General features: G+C 72.7%; 12 protein-coding genes. 7 read left to right on the top strand and 5 right to left on the bottom strand.

Going from position 1 to position 18,774, the window contains the following annotated elements; genetic code table 11:
• The first annotated feature begins 71 nt into the window (after positions 1–71).
• From HCJ93_RS28060 to HCJ93_RS28080, 5 genes are all read left to right on the top strand, one after another.
• On the top strand, positions 72–3,236 hold the full coding sequence (locus tag HCJ93_RS28060; protein ID WP_167998640.1) for a non-ribosomal peptide synthetase: 3,165 nt from the start codon (positions 72–74) through the stop codon (positions 3,234–3,236).
• A gap of 23 nt (positions 3,237–3,259) precedes the next feature.
• On the top strand, positions 3,260–4,090 hold the full coding sequence (locus tag HCJ93_RS28065; RefSeq protein ID WP_167998641.1) for a glycoside hydrolase family 16 protein: 831 nt from the start codon (positions 3,260–3,262) through the stop codon (positions 4,088–4,090).
• Positions 4,087–5,625 (top strand): prenyltransferase/squalene oxidase repeat-containing protein, encoded by a 1,539-nt coding sequence (locus HCJ93_RS30065; protein WP_167998642.1) that lies wholly within the window; start codon positions 4,087–4,089, stop codon positions 5,623–5,625. Before HCJ93_RS28065 ends, HCJ93_RS30065 begins: the two co-directional genes overlap by 4 nt.
• Positions 5,626–6,116: 491 nt before the next feature.
• Complete coding sequence (locus HCJ93_RS28075; RefSeq protein WP_373563626.1) at positions 6,117–8,210, top strand: HelD family protein; 2,094 nt, start codon at positions 6,117–6,119, stop codon at positions 8,208–8,210.
• A 265-nt stretch (positions 8,211–8,475) separates the two neighbouring features.
• The gene (locus tag HCJ93_RS28080) at positions 8,476–11,301 is read left to right on the top strand and encodes an ATP-binding protein (protein ID WP_167998643.1); all 2,826 of its coding nucleotides are present in this window, start codon (positions 8,476–8,478) and stop codon (positions 11,299–11,301) included.
• Here the strand turns inward: HCJ93_RS28080 and HCJ93_RS28085 are convergent.
• Together HCJ93_RS28085 and HCJ93_RS28090 are read right to left on the bottom strand one after the other, a co-directional pair.
• Positions 11,255–12,490 carry a cytochrome P450 family protein gene (locus tag HCJ93_RS28085; protein WP_167998644.1) on the bottom strand — a complete coding sequence of 412 codons (1,236 nt, stop codon included), beginning with the start codon at positions 12,488–12,490 and terminating at the stop codon, positions 11,255–11,257. The genes HCJ93_RS28080 and HCJ93_RS28085 overlap by 47 nt on opposite strands.
• A 219-nt stretch (positions 12,491–12,709) precedes the next feature.
• Positions 12,710–14,206, bottom strand: a complete 1,497-nt coding sequence (locus HCJ93_RS28090; protein WP_167998645.1) for an MFS transporter — start codon at positions 14,204–14,206, stop codon at positions 12,710–12,712.
• Positions 14,207–14,354: 148 nt separating this feature from the next.
• On the opposite strand from HCJ93_RS28090, the gene HCJ93_RS28095 reads away from it, so the two are divergent.
• Complete coding sequence (locus tag HCJ93_RS28095; RefSeq protein WP_123190087.1) at positions 14,355–14,999, top strand: TetR family transcriptional regulator; 645 nt, start codon at positions 14,355–14,357, stop codon at positions 14,997–14,999.
• 69 nt (positions 15,000–15,068) lie between these two features.
• Here the strand turns inward: HCJ93_RS28095 and HCJ93_RS28100 are convergent, their stop codons facing one another.
• From HCJ93_RS28100 to HCJ93_RS30360, 3 genes are all read right to left on the bottom strand, one after another.
• Positions 15,069–15,752, bottom strand: a complete 684-nt coding sequence (locus HCJ93_RS28100) for an FMN-binding negative transcriptional regulator (RefSeq protein WP_167998646.1) — start codon at positions 15,750–15,752, stop codon at positions 15,069–15,071.
• 27 nt (positions 15,753–15,779) lie between these two features.
• A complete protein-coding gene (locus tag HCJ93_RS28105; RefSeq protein ID WP_167998647.1) occupies positions 15,780–17,330 on the bottom strand; it encodes an FAD-dependent monooxygenase in 1,551 nt (516 codons plus the stop codon).
• Positions 17,331–17,486: 156 nt separating this feature from the next.
• A complete protein-coding gene (locus HCJ93_RS30360; protein WP_167998648.1) occupies positions 17,487–17,927 on the bottom strand; it encodes a phosphatase PAP2 family protein in 441 nt (146 codons plus the stop codon).
• A gap of 92 nt (positions 17,928–18,019) precedes the next feature.
• Between HCJ93_RS30360 and HCJ93_RS28115 the strand changes: the two genes are divergently transcribed.
• The coding region (locus tag HCJ93_RS28115; protein WP_309141529.1) for a methyltransferase domain-containing protein at positions 18,020–18,774 on the top strand (755 nt) is incomplete at its 3' end.

The following is an 18,774-nucleotide window of genomic DNA, read 5'->3' on the forward strand; positions in this document are numbered from 1 at the left end:
CAAGTCCCGTACGCGCGAATCCCGTACGTACGCCCCACCGCGAATTCCCGCGAACCCACGGAACGGTTGGAATGCCAGAAGCAACGGAAGTCCGGTCCCGCCCGGCCGACAGCAAGGAGCACGCCCTCTGGCTCCTGGACGAGCTGGTGCCCGTCAAGGGGGTCAACAACCTCTCCGTCGCCCTTCAGGCCGACGGGCCGCTGCTCGGCCCGGCGCTCCAGGGCACGGTCGATCTGCTGCTGCGCCGGCACGAGGCGCTGCGCACGGTGTTCCGGCAGGAGCAGGCGGGCCTCGTCAAGGAGGTGCTCGACCCCGCTGCCCTGCGGATCGAGGCCGAGCAGCTGGCGGCGGAGCCGGGTGAGGTCGCCGCTGTCGTCGGGGAGTTCATCGCGCGTCCCTTCGACATCGACGGGCGGCCGCTGGTGCGGGCCGCGCGGGTGAGGTGCGCGGACGGCGACGCGTTCTGTCTCGCCGTCCACCACCTGGTCTTCGACACGGTCTCCGGCGCGGTCCTGCTGGAGGAGTTCACCGCCGGGTACACGGCGCTCGCGGCCGGTGCCGCGCCACCGGCGGAGCTGCTGGCCGCGCAGCCGCCGTACCGGGAGCCCGCTCCCCGCGCGGCTGCCGTGGAGTACTGGCGCGGGCAGCTGGCCGGGGCCGACGCCGCGGGCCTCGCCCTGTGGTGCGGCAGCGAGGATCTTCCCGAGCCGACCCTCACCGGTGACCAGATCACGGCCGACCTCTCCCCGCGGGCGACCGAGGTACTGCGCAGGCTGCAGAAGGAGCTGCGCGCGCCGGAGGCGGTGGTGCTGCTGGCCGCGTACGGCCTGCTGCTGGCCCGGCACGGCGCGGGTCCCGACCTGGTGGTGGGCACCCCGGTCAACGTCCGGGCGCGCGAGGCGTCCAGGGCCGTCGGCTACCACGTCAACACCCTGCCGCTGCGCATACCCGTCGACCTCGGCGGCGGCTTCCGCGACCTGGTGCGGACCGCCCGCGACGCGTTCCTCGGCGCGGTCGCCCACGCCGATGTGCCGGTCGACGTCCTGCTGCCGGAACTGCGCAGGGACGGCGGCGCCTCCTGGCGCAACACCGTCTTCCGCCATCTGTTCAACTACGTTCCGGACGACGGCCGTACGAGCTTCCCCCTCGGCGACACCACGGCCCGCAGGCTCCCGGGGGAGAACGGCTTCAGCAAGTTCGACCTGGAGTTCTTCTTCCTGTCCTCGGCGGACAAGGTGACCGTCCGGGCCGCGTACTACACGCAGGTGCTGGACCGGGCCGACGTACAGGGGCTGCTCGAACGCTTCGAGGCGCTGCTGCTCGCGGCCGCGGAGGGGCCGGACCGGCCGATGGGCGAACTGCCGCTGGCCGGGCCCTCCGACCTCGCCGTGCTGGCCGCGAGCAACGACACCGCGCGCCCGGTGGATCCGCCCAGCGTGCTCGCGGCGGTGCGGGAGCGGGTGGCGCTGACGCCGTCCGCGCCGGCCGTCGTGGGCGACGGTCGCAGCACGACGTACGCCGAGCTGTGGCGGGCCGCCGAGCACACCCGGGACGTCCTGGCGGACGCCGGGGTGAGGGCCGGTGGCATCGTCGCGCTCGCCGCGCCCCGGGGTCCCGAACTCGCGGCCGCGGCCCTCGGGGTGTGGCTGGCCGGAGCGGTGTATCTGCCCGTCGATCCGGAGCACCCCGTGCAGCGCCTGGCGTACGTCCTGGAGGACTCCGGCGCGCAGGCAGTGCTCACGGCGCCGGGCGTGGAGCTGCCCGAGGGGGTCCGGGCGCGGGTCGTTCCGCTGGAGCCGCTCGCGCGGGACGGCTCCGGCCCGCTGCCGGACCCCGGTGCGGGCGGCCCCGATCCGGACTGCTGCGCCTACCTGATCTACACGTCCGGCTCGACGGGGAAGCCGAAGGGCACCCTGGTCGGCCACCGCAGCCTCGCCAACGTGGTCCAGCACTTCGCCGAGGAGCTGAAGGTCACCGCGGACGACGCCGTGCTGTGGCTGACGACCTTCGCCTTCGACATCTCCGCCCTGGAGCTGTTCCTGCCGCTGGTGTGCGGCGGACGGCTGGTCGTGGCCTCCGACGAGGCCCGCACCGACGGCCGCGCCCTGCTCGCCGAGGTCGTCGCGCACGACGTCGGCATCGTGCAGGCCACCCCGACGACCTGGCGGGTCGTCGCCGACGCGGCGGACGGGCAGCTCGCCGGCCGGCGCCTGGTCTGCGGCGGGGAGCCGCTGCCGCCGGCGCTGGCCCGCACGCTGGCCGCCTCGGGCGGCTCACTGCTCAATGTGTACGGCCCCTCCGAGACGACCATCTGGTCCACCTCGGGGCCGGTGCCGGACGAGGTGGACCGCGTGGACGTGGGCCGTCCGATCGCCAACACCCAGGTGTTCGTCGTCGACCCGGACGGCCGGGAGCTGCCGGTCGGTGTGCAGGGCGAGCTGTGCATCGCCGGGGCGGGCGTCGCGCTGGGCTACCACAACCGCCCCGAGCTGACGGCGGACCGCTTCCGCGACCATCCCGCGTACGGGCGCCACTACCGCACCGGCGACCTGGCCCGGCTGCGGCCCGACGGCAGCGTCGAGCTGCTGGGCCGGACCGACCGCCAGATCAAGCTGCGCGGCCACCGGATCGAACTGGGCGAGGTGGAGGCGGTGCTGCTCGACCGTCCGGACGTACGGGACGTCGCCGTCGTCGTGGTGGGGCGCGGCGGGCCGGACGCCGCCCTGGTCGCGTTCGTGGAACCGGCGCAAGGAGCGGAAGGAGCGGAGGGAGGGGACGGCGTGGCCGAGGTGGACACCGCCGGGCTGACGGCCCATGCCCGGTCCCTGCTGCCCTCCGCCGCCGTACCCCAGGAGATCGTCGTGCTGGAGTCGCTGCCGACCACCGCCAACGAGAAGCGGGACCATCTCGCGCTGACCCGCCTCGCCGAGCAGCGCCGCTCCGAGCGCAGTGCGGCCGCGGGGGCGGGAGAGGCCTCGCCCGAGGCGCAGTCGGGGACGGCCGGGCGGCTGCTCGCCCTGTGGCAGAGCACGCTCGGCCGGACCGACCTCGGCCCGCACGCCAACTTCTTCGACAGCGGCGGGCATTCGCTGCTCGGCGCGCAGCTCGTGCAGCGCATCGAGAAGACGCTGGGTGTGCCTGTACGCCTGGCCGACCTGTTCGCCCATCCCACCCCGCTCGCCATGGCCGAGCATCTCGATCCGGACGCCGCCGCACCGTCGGCCCCGGGCAACTGAGGAAGACGGAGCCCGAGAAAGACATGGAGACCGTGAACCAGAAGCACGCCACCGCCCCGGCTGCCGCGACCGCGCCGCCGTCGTGGAAGGTCCTGTGGCAGGACACGTTCGAGGGCCCGGCCGGGTCCCCGCCCGACCCTGCCCTGTGGCAGGTCGTCACCGGGCAGCCGTTCGGCGCCGGCATCGAGTTCCACACGGACGAGCCCGCGAACGTCGGCCTCGACGGCGCCGGGCACCTGCGGATCACCGCCACGCACGAGGACGGGGAGTACCAGGCGGCGTGGCTGGAGACCCGGCGCGAGGACTTCGTGCCGCGGCCCGGCGGCGCGCTGCGCCTGGACGCCCGGGTGAAGACCGCAGCGGGTCCGGGCCTGGACTGCGCGCTGTGGGCCTGGGGCACGCAGTTGCGGCATCGGGGCGACGAGGACCCGGTGCAGGCGTGGTACCGGGCCGGGGAGATCGACGTCCTGGAGGCGCTCGGCTCCGAGCCGGACTCGGTGTGGGGTGCCGTCCACTCCCCCGAGTGCCACCAGATCCCGTCCCTGGGCATGGGCGCCCGTACGACCACGGAGGACGGCAGCCCGCTCAGCGCGGACTTCCACACCTACTCGGCGGTCTGGCGGCGCGGCCCCGACTCGATCACCTGGTACCTGGACGGCCGCGAGTACCTGAAGCTGACCCCGCAGGACACCACTCCGAAGGGCTGGCTGTTCGACCAGCCCGTGTACATCTGTCTAGCGATCATCATCGGCAGCCCCGGTGGCCCGGTCCTGCCGGGCGACCCCGAGCCGACGACGCTGCCGTCGTCGCTGCTCGTCGACAGCATCACCGTCTCCGAGGAGCTCCCCGCGTGAGCGCGCCCACGGACGTGGACCTCGACAGGCTCGTCGCCGAACTGGTCGAGCGGGTGCTGGACGACCCGACCGGCGCGCTGGGTCCCTCGGTGTACGAGACGGCCCGGCTGGTGTCGCTGGCCCCGTGGCTGGACGGAGACGCCGCCCGGGTCCGGTATCTCCTCGACGAGCAGCGGTCCAACGGCAGTTGGGGCGGCCCCGGCGGGTACGCCCTCGTGCCGACGCTGAGCGCGACGGAGGCGCTGCTGGCCGTGCTGGGCCGGGAGGGCGGCGAGTTGCCGCTGCCGCCCGCGGCGCTCGTCGAGGCCGCGCGGCGGGGGCTCGCGGCGGCGGCCGCGCTGGTGGCGCGCAGCGCCGAGGAGCCGGTGCCGTCGACGGTCGTGTTCTTCATGGTCATCCCCGCTCTGGTGGAGGGGATCAACACCCGGCTCGCCGTCCTCGGGGACGGACCGGTGCAGCCGCTGGCGCTGCCGCACGGGCTGACCGACGAGGCGCTGCGTGGGCTGCGCGGGGGTGCCTGGCGCAACCCGCTCGCCGGTCACTATCTGGAGATCGTGGGCCCGGCGGCCGTCGGTGCCGCCGAGATGGAGCCGGTCGACGGGGTCGTCGGCTGTTCCGCTGCCGCGACCGCCGCCTGGCTCGGCCCGCGGGAGCCGGCCGACCCCGCGCACCCCTCGGTGCGCTTCCTGCGGCAGGCCCAGGAGCGGGGATCCGGCGCGGTCCCCGCGATGACCTCGATCGTGTACTACGAGCGGGCGTGGATCGCCGGAAACCTGGCGACGGCGGGGGTGGAGCGCGAGGTGCTCGCTCCGCTGCTGAAGGAGCTGCCGGGTGACGTCGGCCGGTCCGGGGCGCCGACCGCGCCGGGGTTCGCGTACGAGGCGGAGACCAGCGCGATCGTCCTGACGGCCCTGGCCCGCCTGGGGGCGCCGCAGGAGCCGGAGTACCTGTGGCAGTACGACGCGGGCAGCCACTTCATGTCCACCATCCCGGAGCACGAGCCGTCCACGACCACCAACGCGCACATCCTGGAGGCGTTGGGCTGCCACCTGGCCGACGGTCCTGCTGAGGGGGACCGGTACCGGGACGCCGTCGCCCGGATCGCGTCGTGGCTGCGCGACCGCCAGGGGCCGGACGGCAGCTGGTCCGACAAGTGGCACGCCTCGCCCTACTTCGCAACGATGCGCTGCGCCCTGGCCCTGCACCGGTACGCCGGCCCGGCGTCGGCCGAAGCCCTCGGCAGGTCCGTCGACTGGCTCCTGCACCGGCAGCACGAGGACGGCTCCTGGGGCCGCTGGGACGGCACACCGGAGGAGACGGCCTACGCGGTATGCACCCTGCTGGAACTCACCGCCGACGGCGACGCCCGCTCCGAGGAAACGACCCAGGCCGTACACCGAGGCTGCGCCTTCCTCCTGAAGCACGGCCTGGACGCCGAACACCACCCCCCACTGTGGATCGGCAAGGAGCTGTACGCCCCTGGCCATCTGGTCCACGCGGCGGTGCTGGGAGCACTGATCGCGGCCAGGCGGTAACGGGCCACCGAAGCGCTGTCGGCGGCCGGCGGTCACCAGCCGCCGGCTGCGTCGGCACCGCTGGTCCCACCCGGCGGTGCCCGGCCGCTCGAAGCACTAGGCACGCCCGGCGGCTACCGGCCGCCAGAAACGCGTGGCCCCGGGCCGCTACACCGGCGCCGCGAAGCGTTGGTTGCGGCCGACGGCAAACAGCCCCCGGAGCACTGGGCACGCCCGGCGACAACCGGCCGCTCGGAACGTGACCGCGACCCGGCGGCAGCAGACCCCCGGCAACTCCGGCCGCGGCCCGGTCGACACCGGCCGCGCGGAGCGCTGGTCGCGCCCAGCCGTACGCGCCCGCGCGGAGCACTGCACGTAGGCCGTCGGTATCCGGCCAGCAATAACATAACTCAGCCAGTCTATTAACCGGGTTCAGTTATGCTGGGACCCGAAATTCGCCGTCCGGCCTCGTCGGGCGGCGCGCAAGGCCGTCACTTCGGAAAGGTCGATCGATGACGTCACACGTCCAGGACACGTACGGCACCCAGGAGGCCGTCGGACTCGACGACGAGCTGGCCCTGGAGCGTGCGTACGTCGCGGTGTGCCGCGAAGCGATGACCCGGCAGGTGGACGATGCCCAGTACCAGGTCGTCGCGGGCGAGGACGTGTCGGGTGACGGCGCGAGTGCCGAGGCGCTCGGCCGCTACCTGCGCACCCGCGCACGGCAGATGGCGGAGGAGCCCGACAGCCCGCTGTTCTTCGGCCGGCTCGACTTCGAGGACTCCGAGGAGGCGGGGGACCACCGGCGGCAGCGGTACTACATCGGCCGCAGGCGGGTCTCGGAACACCCGGCCGCACCGCCCCTGGTGATCGACTGGCGTGCGCCGGTCTCCCGCACCTACTACCAGGCGAGCGCCCTGGAGCCGCGCGGCGTCGCGGTGCGGCGGCGCTTTGGGTGGGCGCCGTGGAGCCACGGCGCTCCCGAGGACCTCACCGGACTTGAGGACGAGCACCTCGACCACGCCCGCGGCGACGACGGCGGCGACGCGGCGAGCGCGATCGTCGCCGCCGAGATCGAGCGGCCCCGCCTCGGCCCGATGCGCGACATCGTCGCCACCATCCAGCCGGAACAGGACAACCTGGTCCGCAGCGAGCTGAACGAGTCGGTCTGTGTGCAGGGCGCCCCGGGCAGCGGCAAGACCGCCGTCGGCCTGCACCGCGCCGCGTATCTCCTCTACACGTTCCCCGAGCGGCTGCAGCGCAGCGGTCTGCTGATCATCGGCCCGAACCGCACCTTCCTGCGCTACATCTCCGAGGTGCTGCCGTCGCTGGGCGAGATCGACATCGCCCAGCTGACGGTGGAGGACGTCGTCGCACGGCACCCGGTGCAGCGGGCGGACTCCGAGGACGTCAGCGTCCTAAAGCACAGCGACCGTATGGCCACCGTCCTTGAGCGCGCGCTGTACGCCCGGGTGAGGCACCCGGAGGAGTCCATCGCGGTCACCGACGGCTCGTACCGCTGGCGGGTGGACTCGTACGACCTGGCCCGGGTCATCGACGAGGTGCGGGGCATGGGGGTGCCGTACGGGATCGGCCGCGAGCATGTGCGTTCGCGGGTGGTCACGCTGATCCAGCAGCAGGCCGAGCGGCGGGCCGGCCCGAAGAGCGTGACCTGGGCGCGCAAGATCGGCCGTTCGAAGCCGATCGCCGCGCTGCTGGAGGCAGCGTGGCCGGTGGCGCGGCCGGAGGAGGTCGTGGCCACGCTGCTGAGCGATCCGGCGGTGATGGAGGCCGCGGCGGACGGGGTGTTCGACGCCGCCGAGCAGCGGGCCCTGCTGTGGGCGAAGCCTCCGCGGTCGGAGAAGAGCGCCACCTGGTCGGTCGAGGACATGCTGCTGCTCGACGAGGTCGCGGGGCTCATCGAACGCCCCGAGGGCTACGGCCATGTGGTCGTGGACGAGGCCCAGGACCTGTCGCCGATGCAGTGCCGGGCGATCGCCCGGCGCAGCGCGTTCGGCTCCATCACGGTGCTGGGCGACCTGGCCCAGGCGACGGCGCCGTGGTCGGCGCGGACCTGGCAGGAGCAGCTGACGCACCTGGGCAAGGCGCAGGCCACGGTCGTCCCGCTGACCACCGGCTTCCGTGTGCCCGCCGCGGTGATGGAGCTGGCCAACCGGCTGGTGGGCGCCCTGGGCGTGGACGTGTCGCCGGCCCGCTCGCTGCGCCATGACGGCGAGTTGACGGTCAGCGCCGTCGACGACCTGGCGTCCGCCACCGTGTCCGCCGTCCGCGCGGCCCTCGACCGCGAGGGGTCGGTCGCCGTCATCGCCGCCGACGACGCGGTCGCCGCCACCTCGGCGGCGCTGCGCCGGGCGGGCATCGAGACGGCGACGGCCGAGGAGGTCGGCACGGCCGCCCGAGTGACTGTGCTGCCCGCGACGGTCGTCAAGGGCCTGGAGTACGACCATGTCGTCGTGGTGGAGCCGGCCGCGATCGTCGAGTCCGAGCCGCGCGGACTGCACCGGCTGTACGTCGTGGTGACGCGTGCGGTGTCCCGTCTCGACGTCCTGCACGCCCGGCCGCTGCCGGAGCCGCTCGCCGCCTGAGGCGCGGACCGTCCGAGAACGGTCGAGACCTGTCCGAGAGGTGCGGCCCGGGGCCTCCCCCGGGCCGCATTTTCTTTACGCCTCTTTGAAGAACTCCAAGGCGGAAAATTGCCCTGGCTTTCGAAGCTGGCCGAATTGCCGTTGTCGACGGTCACACTTGCGCCAAATCCCTGTAGCGGTGATCACTGAAGGTCCCGCGGACTGTCTGAAGTTGCAGGATGGCTGAAGACATACCGAAGCCTCGGCACCATAGGAGCACCTGCGGATGTCCATCGTCGGACGGGACATACAACTCACCCAATTGCATGACCTGCTGACCGCACGCGACCGCGGAGCGGGTCCGATCGCCCTGGTCAGTGGCCCTGCGGGGATCGGCAAGACCGCCCTCCTCCACGAATTCACCCAGAGCGCGGCGAAGTCCGGTTCCCTCGTCCTGAGAGCGGCCTGCTCCCCGAGGGAGCGCGCCAACTCCTGGGGCGTGGTCCATCAACTCCTGTGGCGCACAGGGCGATTCAAAGGAGCTTCACAGCGTACGAGTGACACGCTCGCAGCCGTCGGCCGCAGCCTTGCGGCGGTCACCCGGGCACCGGAAGGTGAACGCGACAGGGCCATGGATGAATTCTGCGCGGCCGTCATGGAATTGGGCGACGACCATCCCCTCGTCCTCGCCGTCGACGACATCCACGAGGCCGACCCCGAGTCGCTGGGCTGCCTCGGGCACCTCGCCCGCCGCATGGTCGCCTCCCGAGTCCTGGCGGTGTTCACCGACCGGCCGCAGGCCCTGCCCCCGTACGCCGCCGCGCGGGCCGAGTTCGCCCGGCAGCCCGGATTCCATCAGCTGCGGGTCGGCCCGCTGACCGCCGGCGACATCCGGCTGCTGCTCACCGAGCGGCTGGGCGTGCCCGCCGACGAGGCTGGCGCCGCGGAGTTCCACGCGGCGAGCGGGGGCAGCCCGCTGCTGACGCGGGCGCTGGTCGAGGACACCTGCAACGCCCTGCAGGGCACGTACACGGGCGCGGCCGCGTTACGGCCGGTCGCCGGGGAGATGTTCGACTCCGCGGTGGTCGACTGCGTCCACCGGGTCAGCGCGCCCGCGGCCGATCTCGCCCGGCACCTGGCGGTGCTGGGGCCGGACGCGCTGTCGGTGCTGCTCGACCGCAACAGCACGAACCCGCCCACCCGGCACCTTCAGGAGCTGACCCAGGCCGGCCTGCTGGCGGGACCGGGCTTCCGCCACCCGAGGATGCACACCGTGCTGGGAGGCGAGGTCTCCGCCGAGGAGCGGGCGCGGCTGCACGGGCGGGCCGCCGTACTGCTGCACGACAACGGCGCACATCCGGCCACGGTGGCCGAACACATCGTGGCGGCGGGAGGCATAGCGGAATCCTGGGCGCCGCCACTGCTCCGGGAAGCCGCGGCCGACGCGCTCGCCCAGGACGAGTTCCCCAAGGCGATGCGGCTGTTCGACCTGGCCCACGCCATCTGCCCGGACGGGCCGCTGCGGGCGTCCATCCTGTTCCAGCGCACGCTGTCCGCCTGGCAGGTCGACCCGGCCAAGGCGATGCGGCGGCTCCCGGAACTGAAGGATGCGCTCCAGGCCGGGCATCTCACGGCCACGTCGGGCGCGATGTCCCTGATCAAGAACCTGGTCTGGCACGGCTATGTGGACGAGGCCGCGGAGGTGCTGGAGCTGGTCGACCGGCAGCTGGCCGACGACCCGGGCGAGGAGGGCGTGGCCGAGGTGCGGGCGCTGCAGCGGTGGCTGTCCGTGCTGTGCCCGCCGTTCCACCAGCGCATGTTCGGCGAGGTGTCCGTCGACGTCACGCACGAGATCGCCCCCGCGGCGATCGCCGAGCAGCCGCGGCTGCATGCGGCCACCGCCCTGTCCGTCGTCCTGCGGGGCGGCGAACCCGAGCCGGCCGTGGTCGGCGCCGCGCATGTGCTGGAGATGTCCAGTCTGACGCCGACGCTTGAGACCATCCCGCTGGCGCTGATGACGCTATTCTACGCCGACCGCACCGAGCAGGTCGACGCCTGGTGCACCACGCTGCTGGAGGCGGCCCGCGAGCGCAACATCCCCACCTGGGACGCGCTGCTGTCCTCGCTGCGGGCGGCGAACCTCATCCGGCAGGGCCGGCTGCTGGAGGCCGAGCGGCACAGCGACCTGGCCCTGTCGCGGATGTCGTCCCGGGGCTGGGGGCTCAGCATCGGCCTGCCGCTGGCGAGTTCGGTGTACGCGCTGACCGCAATGGGCCGCTACGACGAGGCGCGGGCCCGGCTCGGCCAGCCGGTGCCCGAGGCGGTCTTCCAGACCCTCTTCGGCCAGCACTACCTGTACGCCCGGGGCCAGTTCCACCTGGCCACCGGGAGACTTCAGGCCGCGCTCGGCGACTTCCTGGCGTGCGGCAAGGCCCTGGAGAGCTGGGGGGTGGCCGACACCACGCTCATCCCGTGGCGCTCCGGGGTGGCCGAGGCCCGGCTACGCCTGGGCGAGCCGGACCAGGCCGTGACGTATCTGCGGGAGGAACTGGCCCGGCACAAGGGCCACCCCCGGGTGCACGGCAACGCCCTGCGTCTGCTGGCCTCGACGATGGAGCCCCGCCAGCGGCTGCGGGCGCTGCGGGAGGCCGTGGACGAACTCCAGGACTCCGGCTGCGATCTGCTGCTGGCGCACGCGCTGGGCGATCTGGGCCGTGTCTACCATCTGCTGGGCAAGTCCAACCGGGCCCGGGTGATCGTACGCCGTGCCTACCGGATGGCGAAGAAGTGCCATGCGGAGCCGCTCAGCCAGAGCCTGCTGCCGGACGCGGAGCGGTCGGCCGACGGCCGGGTGTGCGCCGCCGGGCACGAGGCCTCCGAGCAGGTCCACGACGTGCTGTCCGAGGCCGAACTGCGGGTCGCCGCCCTGGCGGCGGAGGGGCACACCAACCGGGAAATCGCCCGGCGGCTGTTCATCACGGTCAGCACGGTAGAGCAGCACATGACGCGTGTGCTGCGCAAGCTCAACCTGTCCCGCCGTGACGAACTGCCGCAGAGCCTGGACACTATGGGCAGTTCAGCCGCACCGGCAGTGAGTGGAGCCCGCGGATGAGCGTGCTGGTGCGCCACCGCACGTCCTCGGGGTCGACCGCGAGCCGCATGGCGGGGAAGGTGTCCAGCAGCGCGCCGAAGGCGATCTGCGCCTCCATCCTCGCCAGGGGCGCCCCGAGGCAGTAGTGGATGCCGTGCCCGAAGGCGACATGGCCGCCGGTGGGCCTGCGGACGTCCAGCGTGTGCGGATCGCCGAAGCGCTCCGGATCCCGGTTGGCGGAGGCCAGTGCCAGCAGCACGAAGTCGCCGGCCGGGATCTCGGTGTCGCCGATGCGCAGGTCCTCCGTGGCGCACCGGAAGGTGGCGTGCTTCAACGGGCTCTCCAACCGCAGGAACTCCTCCACGGCGCCGGGCAGCAGGGAGCGGTCCTGGCGCAGCGCCTCCCACTGGTCCAGGTTTCGCATCAGGTGCAGCGTGCCGTTGCCAAGGGTGTTGACGGTGGTCTCGTGGCCGCCGATGAACAACAGGAAGGCCATCGAGACCAGTTCGGTCTCGGTGAGCCGGTCGTCGACGTCACGCGCCGAGACCAGCGCGGCGAGCACGTCGTCGGTGGGCGTACGGCGCTTGCGCTCGATGAGGTCGCCGAGGTACTCGATCATCGCGGTCGACGCGGCGGCGGTCGCCGCAGGCGAGTCGCCGGAGACGAGCGCCTTGGACCAGGACTTGAAGTTCTCCTGCTCCTCCAGCGGCACGCCCAGCAGCAGGCAGATCACCCGGATCGGCAGCGGGAACGCGAACGCGTCCAGCAGGTCCACCGGGTCCTCGTCCGGCAGGGCGGCGAGCAGTTCGCCGGTGATCTGCTCGATCTCCGGCCGGAGCTTTTCGATGGCGCGGCTGGTGAACGCCTTGTTCACCAGCTTGCGCAGCCGGGTGTGGTCCGGCGGGTCGGAGTGCAGCATGTGGGTGGCGAGGGCGGAGGAGAACGCGCCGCGCTTGTTGCGGTCGGGCTCGTTCTGCGCGAACAGCCGGTCCGTCCTGTTGAGGTCGGTGCTCAGCCGGGGGTCCGCGAGCGCCGAGCGCACCTCCTCGTATCCGGTGATCAGCCACACCGGCAGTCCGCCGCACACGGGGACCCCGGGAGGCATCATCACCCGGTGCGCCGAGCCTTCGGCGTTGAGCCGTGTGTACACGGAGTGGGGGTCCTGCATGAACGCGTCGTCGAGTTCCAGAGGGGCTGAATCCTGAAGCATGGGCACATCCTCGAAAATGACGGCTCCGGGCCGTTCGCGGGTCGCGCTGAGCCTATGTACGCCCTTGGCGGGCCGAAGCCGATCCACGGCGAGAAGAGGGGGTCTAGGGGCCTGATAGGGGCCGCCCGCCGGTTGGTTGTGTGAGTCCCGGCGGGCGGCCGGAGCAGCCACCAGGCCGGGGGAGGTCACCCGGCGACTGCTGGTCCGGTGGGGGCGCGGTCAGTTGCTGGGCGCCAGGTCGCCTTCCGTGGCCCGCGCCTGCTCCGGGGGAGCCTGGGCGGGCTTGCGCAGGTCGATGGTGATCAGCAGGCCGGCGAGTACGGCGGCGAGGGCGGTGATGCCCGCGGCCCACAGGCTCGCGACGGCGTAGCCGTGGACGGTCGCCTCGGTCACGGCCCGTTCACCGCGGCCGCCGCCCGCGATCCGGTCGGCGGTCACGCTGGTGGCGATGGCGTTGAGCAGGGCCGTGCCGATGGAGCCGCCCAGCTGCTGGGAGGTGGAGACGAAGGCCGACACCACGCCCACCTCCTGCGGCGGCACGCGGTAGGTGGCGGCGCTGATGCACGGCGAGATCACCAGTCCGACACCGATGCCGAGCAGGATCTGGGTGGGCATCAGCGTCGAGGCGTAGGAGCTGTCGGGGGTGAGCCGGCCGAGGTTGAGCAGGCCCAGCATGGCGATGAACAGGCCCGGCACGACCAGCAGGCGCAGCGGGACGCGGGGCACCAGCCGGGCGGCGACCTGGGTGGAGGTGAGCACCGTCGCCACGGTCGCCGGCAGGATCGCCAGGCCCGTGCGCAGCGGCGAGAAGTCCATCACCACCTGCAACTGGTAGGTGAGGATCAGGAACAGGCCGAACAGGCTGACCATGGCCAGGGCGATGGTCAGGCTCGCTCCCGCCCGGTTGCGGTCGGCGACCAGCCGCAGCGGGAGCAGCGGAGCCGGCCCCCTGGACTGGGTGAGGCCGAACGCGGCGAGCAGGACCACGGCGGCCGCGAGGCAGCCGAGGACGCGGGGCGAGGTCCAGCTGTGGGTCGCCGCCTGGTCGAAGGCGTAGACGAGGGCGAGCATGCCGCAGGCGGAGAGCACCGCGCCGGGGACGTCCACGCGCTGGCGGTTGGCGGGCATCGCCGGCAGCAGCAACAAGGCCCCGGCCACCACGGCCACGCCGATCGGCACGTTGACGTAGAAGCACCAGCGCCAGTCGAGGTACTCGGTGATCACGCCGCCGCCCAGCAGGCCGATGGCGCCACCGGCGCTGGCGACCGAGCTGAAGACACCGAACGCCTTGGCGCGTTCGCGCGGTTCGGTGAAGGTGGTGGCGAGCATGGCCAGGGTCGAGGGCACGAGCAGCGCGGCGAACACGCCCTGCGCCGCGCGGGAGCCGACGAGCACCTCGGCGTTCGGCGCGGCGCCGCCCGCCACCGAGGCGACGGCGAAGCCGACGGCGCCGGCCACGAAGGCGCGCCTGCGGCCCACGAGATCACCGACCCGTCCGCCGAGCAGCAGCAGGGCACCGAAGGCGAGGGTGTAGGCGGTGACCACCCACTGCCGGCTCGCGTCCGACATCCCGGTGTCCTGCTGGGCCCACGGGAGGGCGATGTTCACGATGGTCATGTCCAGCATGACCATCAGCTGAGCCAGGGCGATCACCCCCAGCCCCCACCACCGGTAGCGCACCGACCTCTCGGTGGAGGCCGCTGTTGCCTGTGCCATGTCCTGATGTCCTTCCCTCACCGCGGGCGGCGCTCGGTCCGGCCCGTCCGTCTTTCGCTGGCGGACACTAGAGCAGATTTCTTAACCAAGTCAATTCACAGACTCGGTCACCTGATTGCCCGGGTAAGGGACGTGCTAGGATGGCCTGGTGAATGCGCCGATGGGCTTGCGGGAGCGCAAGAAACAGCGAACGCGAGAGACGATCTCCGACACGGCGATCACGCTGTTCCTTGAACACGGGTTCGACCAGGTCTCGGTCGTCGACATCGCGGCCGTCGCCGAGGTCTCCAAACCCACACTGTTCAAGTACTTCCCCACCAAGGAAGACCTGGTCGTCCACCGCTTCGCCGACCACCAGACGGTGAGCAGCACCGTCGTCGCGGAGCGGCCGCCCGGGGTGTCCGCGATCGATGCCCTGCACCAGCACTTCCTGGACGGGCTGGCGGCCCGGGACCCCATCACGGGGCTCAACGACGACGAGGACGTCCTCGCCTTCCACCACCTCGTGTACTCCACGCCCAGCCTGGTGGCACGCGTCAGCCAGTACCTGGCCCAGGCCGAGGAGGCGCTCGCCCAGGCCCTGGTCGACGCGCTGGACTCCGACCGCGAGATCACGGCCGCCCTGCTGGCCGGCCAGGTCATCGCCACCGAGCGCATCCTGGCGTCGGTGAACTGGCAGCGCATCGTCGCCGGCCGGTCCGCTGACGAGGTCTACCCCGAGGCGGTGGCCGACGCCGACCACGCCTACGCCCTGCTGCGCCAGGGCCTGGCGGGGGCAGCCGCCCAGAAGTGAAACCGCCGACGACGACGGCGCCGCCTCCGAAGAGGCGGCGCCGTCGTCGTTCTGCCGACGTACGCCGGATCAGCCGACCGCGTCCGCCGGCTGATCCGGGCCATGGCCGGGCTCCTGCCTGGGCAGGTTGTTGTGCCGCTCGATGTAGTCGGCCAGCCGGTCCATGCTGTCCGTGCCGCGCTCCCGGAAGGCCCGTGCCTGGGAGGCCATGTCGGCCGGGGACTTGTTCTGGCCGAGCTTGTACACGCCGTCGATGCGCCCGATCGGGATCTCGAACCCCTGGATGAGCCGCAGGTACTCGTCGAACAGCGCGCTCGCCCGGCGCGGCAGCGACCAGGGCTGCTTCGGCGCGAGCCGGCTCTCCTGGTCCTCGATCAGGTCGTCCAGCTGGCGCATGGTGCGCACCTCGTCCAGCAGCCGCGGCCGGCCCGTGACGTGCACGGCCGCGTACGCCCAGGTCGGGAAGTGCGGCTGGGAGGCGTAGTGGTCGGGCGAGATGTAGGCGCTGGGGCCCAGGAACGCCACCACCACCTCGACGTTGCAGGCCAGCGCCTCACAGATCGGGTTGCCCCGCGAGAGATGCCCGCGCAGCTTGCCGTAGGGCCAGGCGTGCCGGTCGAGCACGAACGGGATGTGGACGGCGGCGGGCCGGCCCTCCACCGACAGCGCCATCAGGCCCAGCGGGTACTCCTCGATGAGGTCCCACTGCGTCCCCAGGTCCGGCGGCCGGAAGTAGTCGGGGCGGTAGACCATCTGCACTCTCCTTTCCGTGGGGCCTGATCAGGCGGTGGTGGTGGACACCGCGCCGCCGAGCAGCGAACCGAGGTAGCCGAGCACCGCCGCGCCGTCCCCCGCCGGCGCGGTGAGCCCGATGTAGCCGTCCGGGCGGACGAGGACCAGCGTGTCGGCGCGCAGTCCGTAGGCCGCCGGCCGTTCGCCGAGCAGGCAGGTCCTGAGGTCGTCCGGGCCGACGGACGCCACCTCGCGCAGGGCCGCCTCGCAGTCGGCGCCGAAGCCGAGCAGCGTGAAGTGCGGGCCGCGGAACACGTCGAACAGCCGGACGAGCCGGCCGGTCATGTCCAGGCACACCGAGTCCGGGGCGCGGTCGCCGGCCTGGACGCCGCCGGTGTCGGCGAGCGTGGCGCGGCTGAGCGAACTGGCCCGGTACTCCAGCCCGAGCTGGAGGGTCTCCTGGGTGAGGCCGGCCTCGGCGCCGCCGGTGCCGCCGGTCATCTCCTCGAACACGGCCCTGGTGCTGGCCACGCTGGTGTCCAGCGTCCAGCGCGCCACCGGGAGCCGCTCCTCCTGGTAGGTGTCGAGCAGCTCCGGTGCCGCCCCGGCGATGACCAGCGCGAGCTTCCAGCCGAGGTTGTAGGCGTCCTGCACGCCGGTGTTGGCGCCCAGCGCCCCGAGCACGGGGTGGACGTGCGCGGCGTCCCCGGCCAGGAACACCCGGCCCACCCGCAGCCGGTCGGCCATGCGTACGTTGATCCGCGAGGTCGACAGCCATGTCGCGTCATGGACCCGGATCGGCATGCCCGTGGCCCGGTCGACGGCCCGCTGGAGGGCCTCCACCGACGGCTCCATGGGCCGGCCGTCCGCGTCGACGGGGGGCGTGGCCTGGATCTGCCAGGAGCGCGTGCCGCTGAGCGGGCACAGCATGACCACTCCGAGGTCGAGGTCCAGCCACTGGTACCAGGCGTCGGGCGCGAGTCCGTCGATCTCGACGTCCCCGACGATCAGTTGCTTCTCCGCCTCGGTGAACCCCTTGAAGGAGATGCCGAGTCGCTTGCGCACCAGGCTGCGGCCCCCGTCGCAACCGACGAGGTAGGCGGCCGACACCTGCTCGGTGCCCTGCGCGGTCGCCAGGGTGGCCGTCACCCGGTCCGGGCCCGGCTGGTCGAACTCCACCAGCTCGGTACCCAGTTCGACCGCGACGCCGTACTCGGCCAGCCGCTCCCGGAGGATCTCCTCGACCCGCGACTGCGGCATGAAGTGCAGCCGGCGGAACGGCTCGCCCTGCGTGGGCGCGTTGCCCAGGTACGGGATGGTCTCGTTGATCAGCCGGTCACGGCGGTAGCGCCGGAACGGCAGCCGCTGCGTACCGGACGCCAGCACTTTGTCGATGACCCCGAGGTCGTAGAGCACCTCCAGGGTGCGCGGCTGGATGCCGGCCTTGCCGCGCGAGGCGGTCGTGAAGCTCTGCTCCTTGTCGATGATCCGCACGGGTACGCCCCGGCGGGCCAGTTCCAGCCCGAGGGTCAGACCGGTCGGCCCGGCCCCGCTGATGAGCACACCGACGCCGTCGCTGGCGTTGCTGCTGCTGTCCATACAACCCCGTCACTTCCTCGTTGGGTTGGGCGATCGCCCTGATCAGGGCTGCACGCTATGGACGGCGCGAGGCACGGGCTAACCCCTAGCGATCCCCTACGGACAGGTGATCCCGCTGGTGAGCGGCCCTGACGGCGGGTAGGGGTGGGGCCGCCTTCACAGTCGGCGCAGTTCGTGCCCGACGACGTACGAGCCGACGTCCCGGCCCAGCCGGAGGCCGTCGACCGCGTCCCAGCGGTAGTGCACGCCGAGGTAGAGGCGGCTCAGCGCGTCCTCCTCGGCGGCGTCGCTGAACCGGTTGAAGGTGCGGTTGCGCACGGGCGACCTGGGGTCGTCGGTGGTGGCGGTGAAAGTGATCTGGTCGGTGTTGAAGACGTCGGTCATCACCGTCTGCCACGCCCCGGCGAAGTCCGCGTGGCCGGAGGCCCAGGCCGGGAAGCAGGGGGTGGGGCCGAGCGGCTGCCACGCGGTGTCCCCGCGACGGCGAGCGGGGCGAGCAGCGCTGCCAGTACGACGGCCACCACGAGCCGCGCTCTGCGGAGCGGTCGCGCGGACGCTCTCACCCGCGCGGCTAAGGGACTTGAGGACATGCGTCATCCCCCGGTTCAGGGTCGGCACCCTGTGTGCCGACCGCCCCAAGCCAGGCAGCCGGCACGACCCGGACGTCCCTCCATGGGCACCACGAGTCGGTGCTGCGGTCCCACTCCTGGCGGACCGCGGCCAACTCCGCCGGCTACCTGCTCGGCTCCCTGGAGCCCGGCATGCGGATTCTGGATGTCGTGTGCGGGCCCGGCACCATCACCGCCGACCTGGCCGAACTGGTGCCGGACGGACATGTCACCGGTCTCGAGCGCGCGCCGGGCGTGCTCGGGCAGGCGCGGGCGACGGCCGCCGAACGCGGGCTCGCGAACACCGGCTTCACCGTCGGGGACGTGCACGCCCTGCCCTTCCCGGACGGCACTTTCTGCGTGGTGCACGCCCATCAGGTGCTCCAGCACGTGGCCGACCCGGTGCGGGCGCTGCGCGAGATGCGTCGGGTGACCCGGCCCGGCGGGCTGATCGCGGCACGGGACGCCGACTACGCGGCGATGACCTGGTATCCGCCGTCGCAGGGCCTGGACGACTGGCTGAACCTGTACCGGCGGGTGGCGCGGGCCGGCGGCGGCGAGCCGGACGCGGGGCGACGGCTGAAGTCCTGGGCGCTGGCCGCCGGATTGACGGACATCACCGCGACCTCCTCCACCTGGACCTTCTCCGCTCCGGAGGAACGGCGGTGGTGGAGCGGACTGTGGGCCGACCGCACCGTGCTGTCCTCCTATGCCGCCCTGGCCGTCGACGGCGGACATGCCACGCGCGAGCGGCTCGAAGCCGCGGCCGGGGCCTGGCGGGACTGGGGAGCGCGGGACGACGGCTGGTTCGCCGTTCTGCACGGAGAAATTCTCTG

The organism is Streptomyces composti, from assembly GCF_012034205.1.
GTDB lineage: Bacteria > Actinomycetota > Actinomycetes > Streptomycetales > Streptomycetaceae > Streptomyces > Streptomyces composti.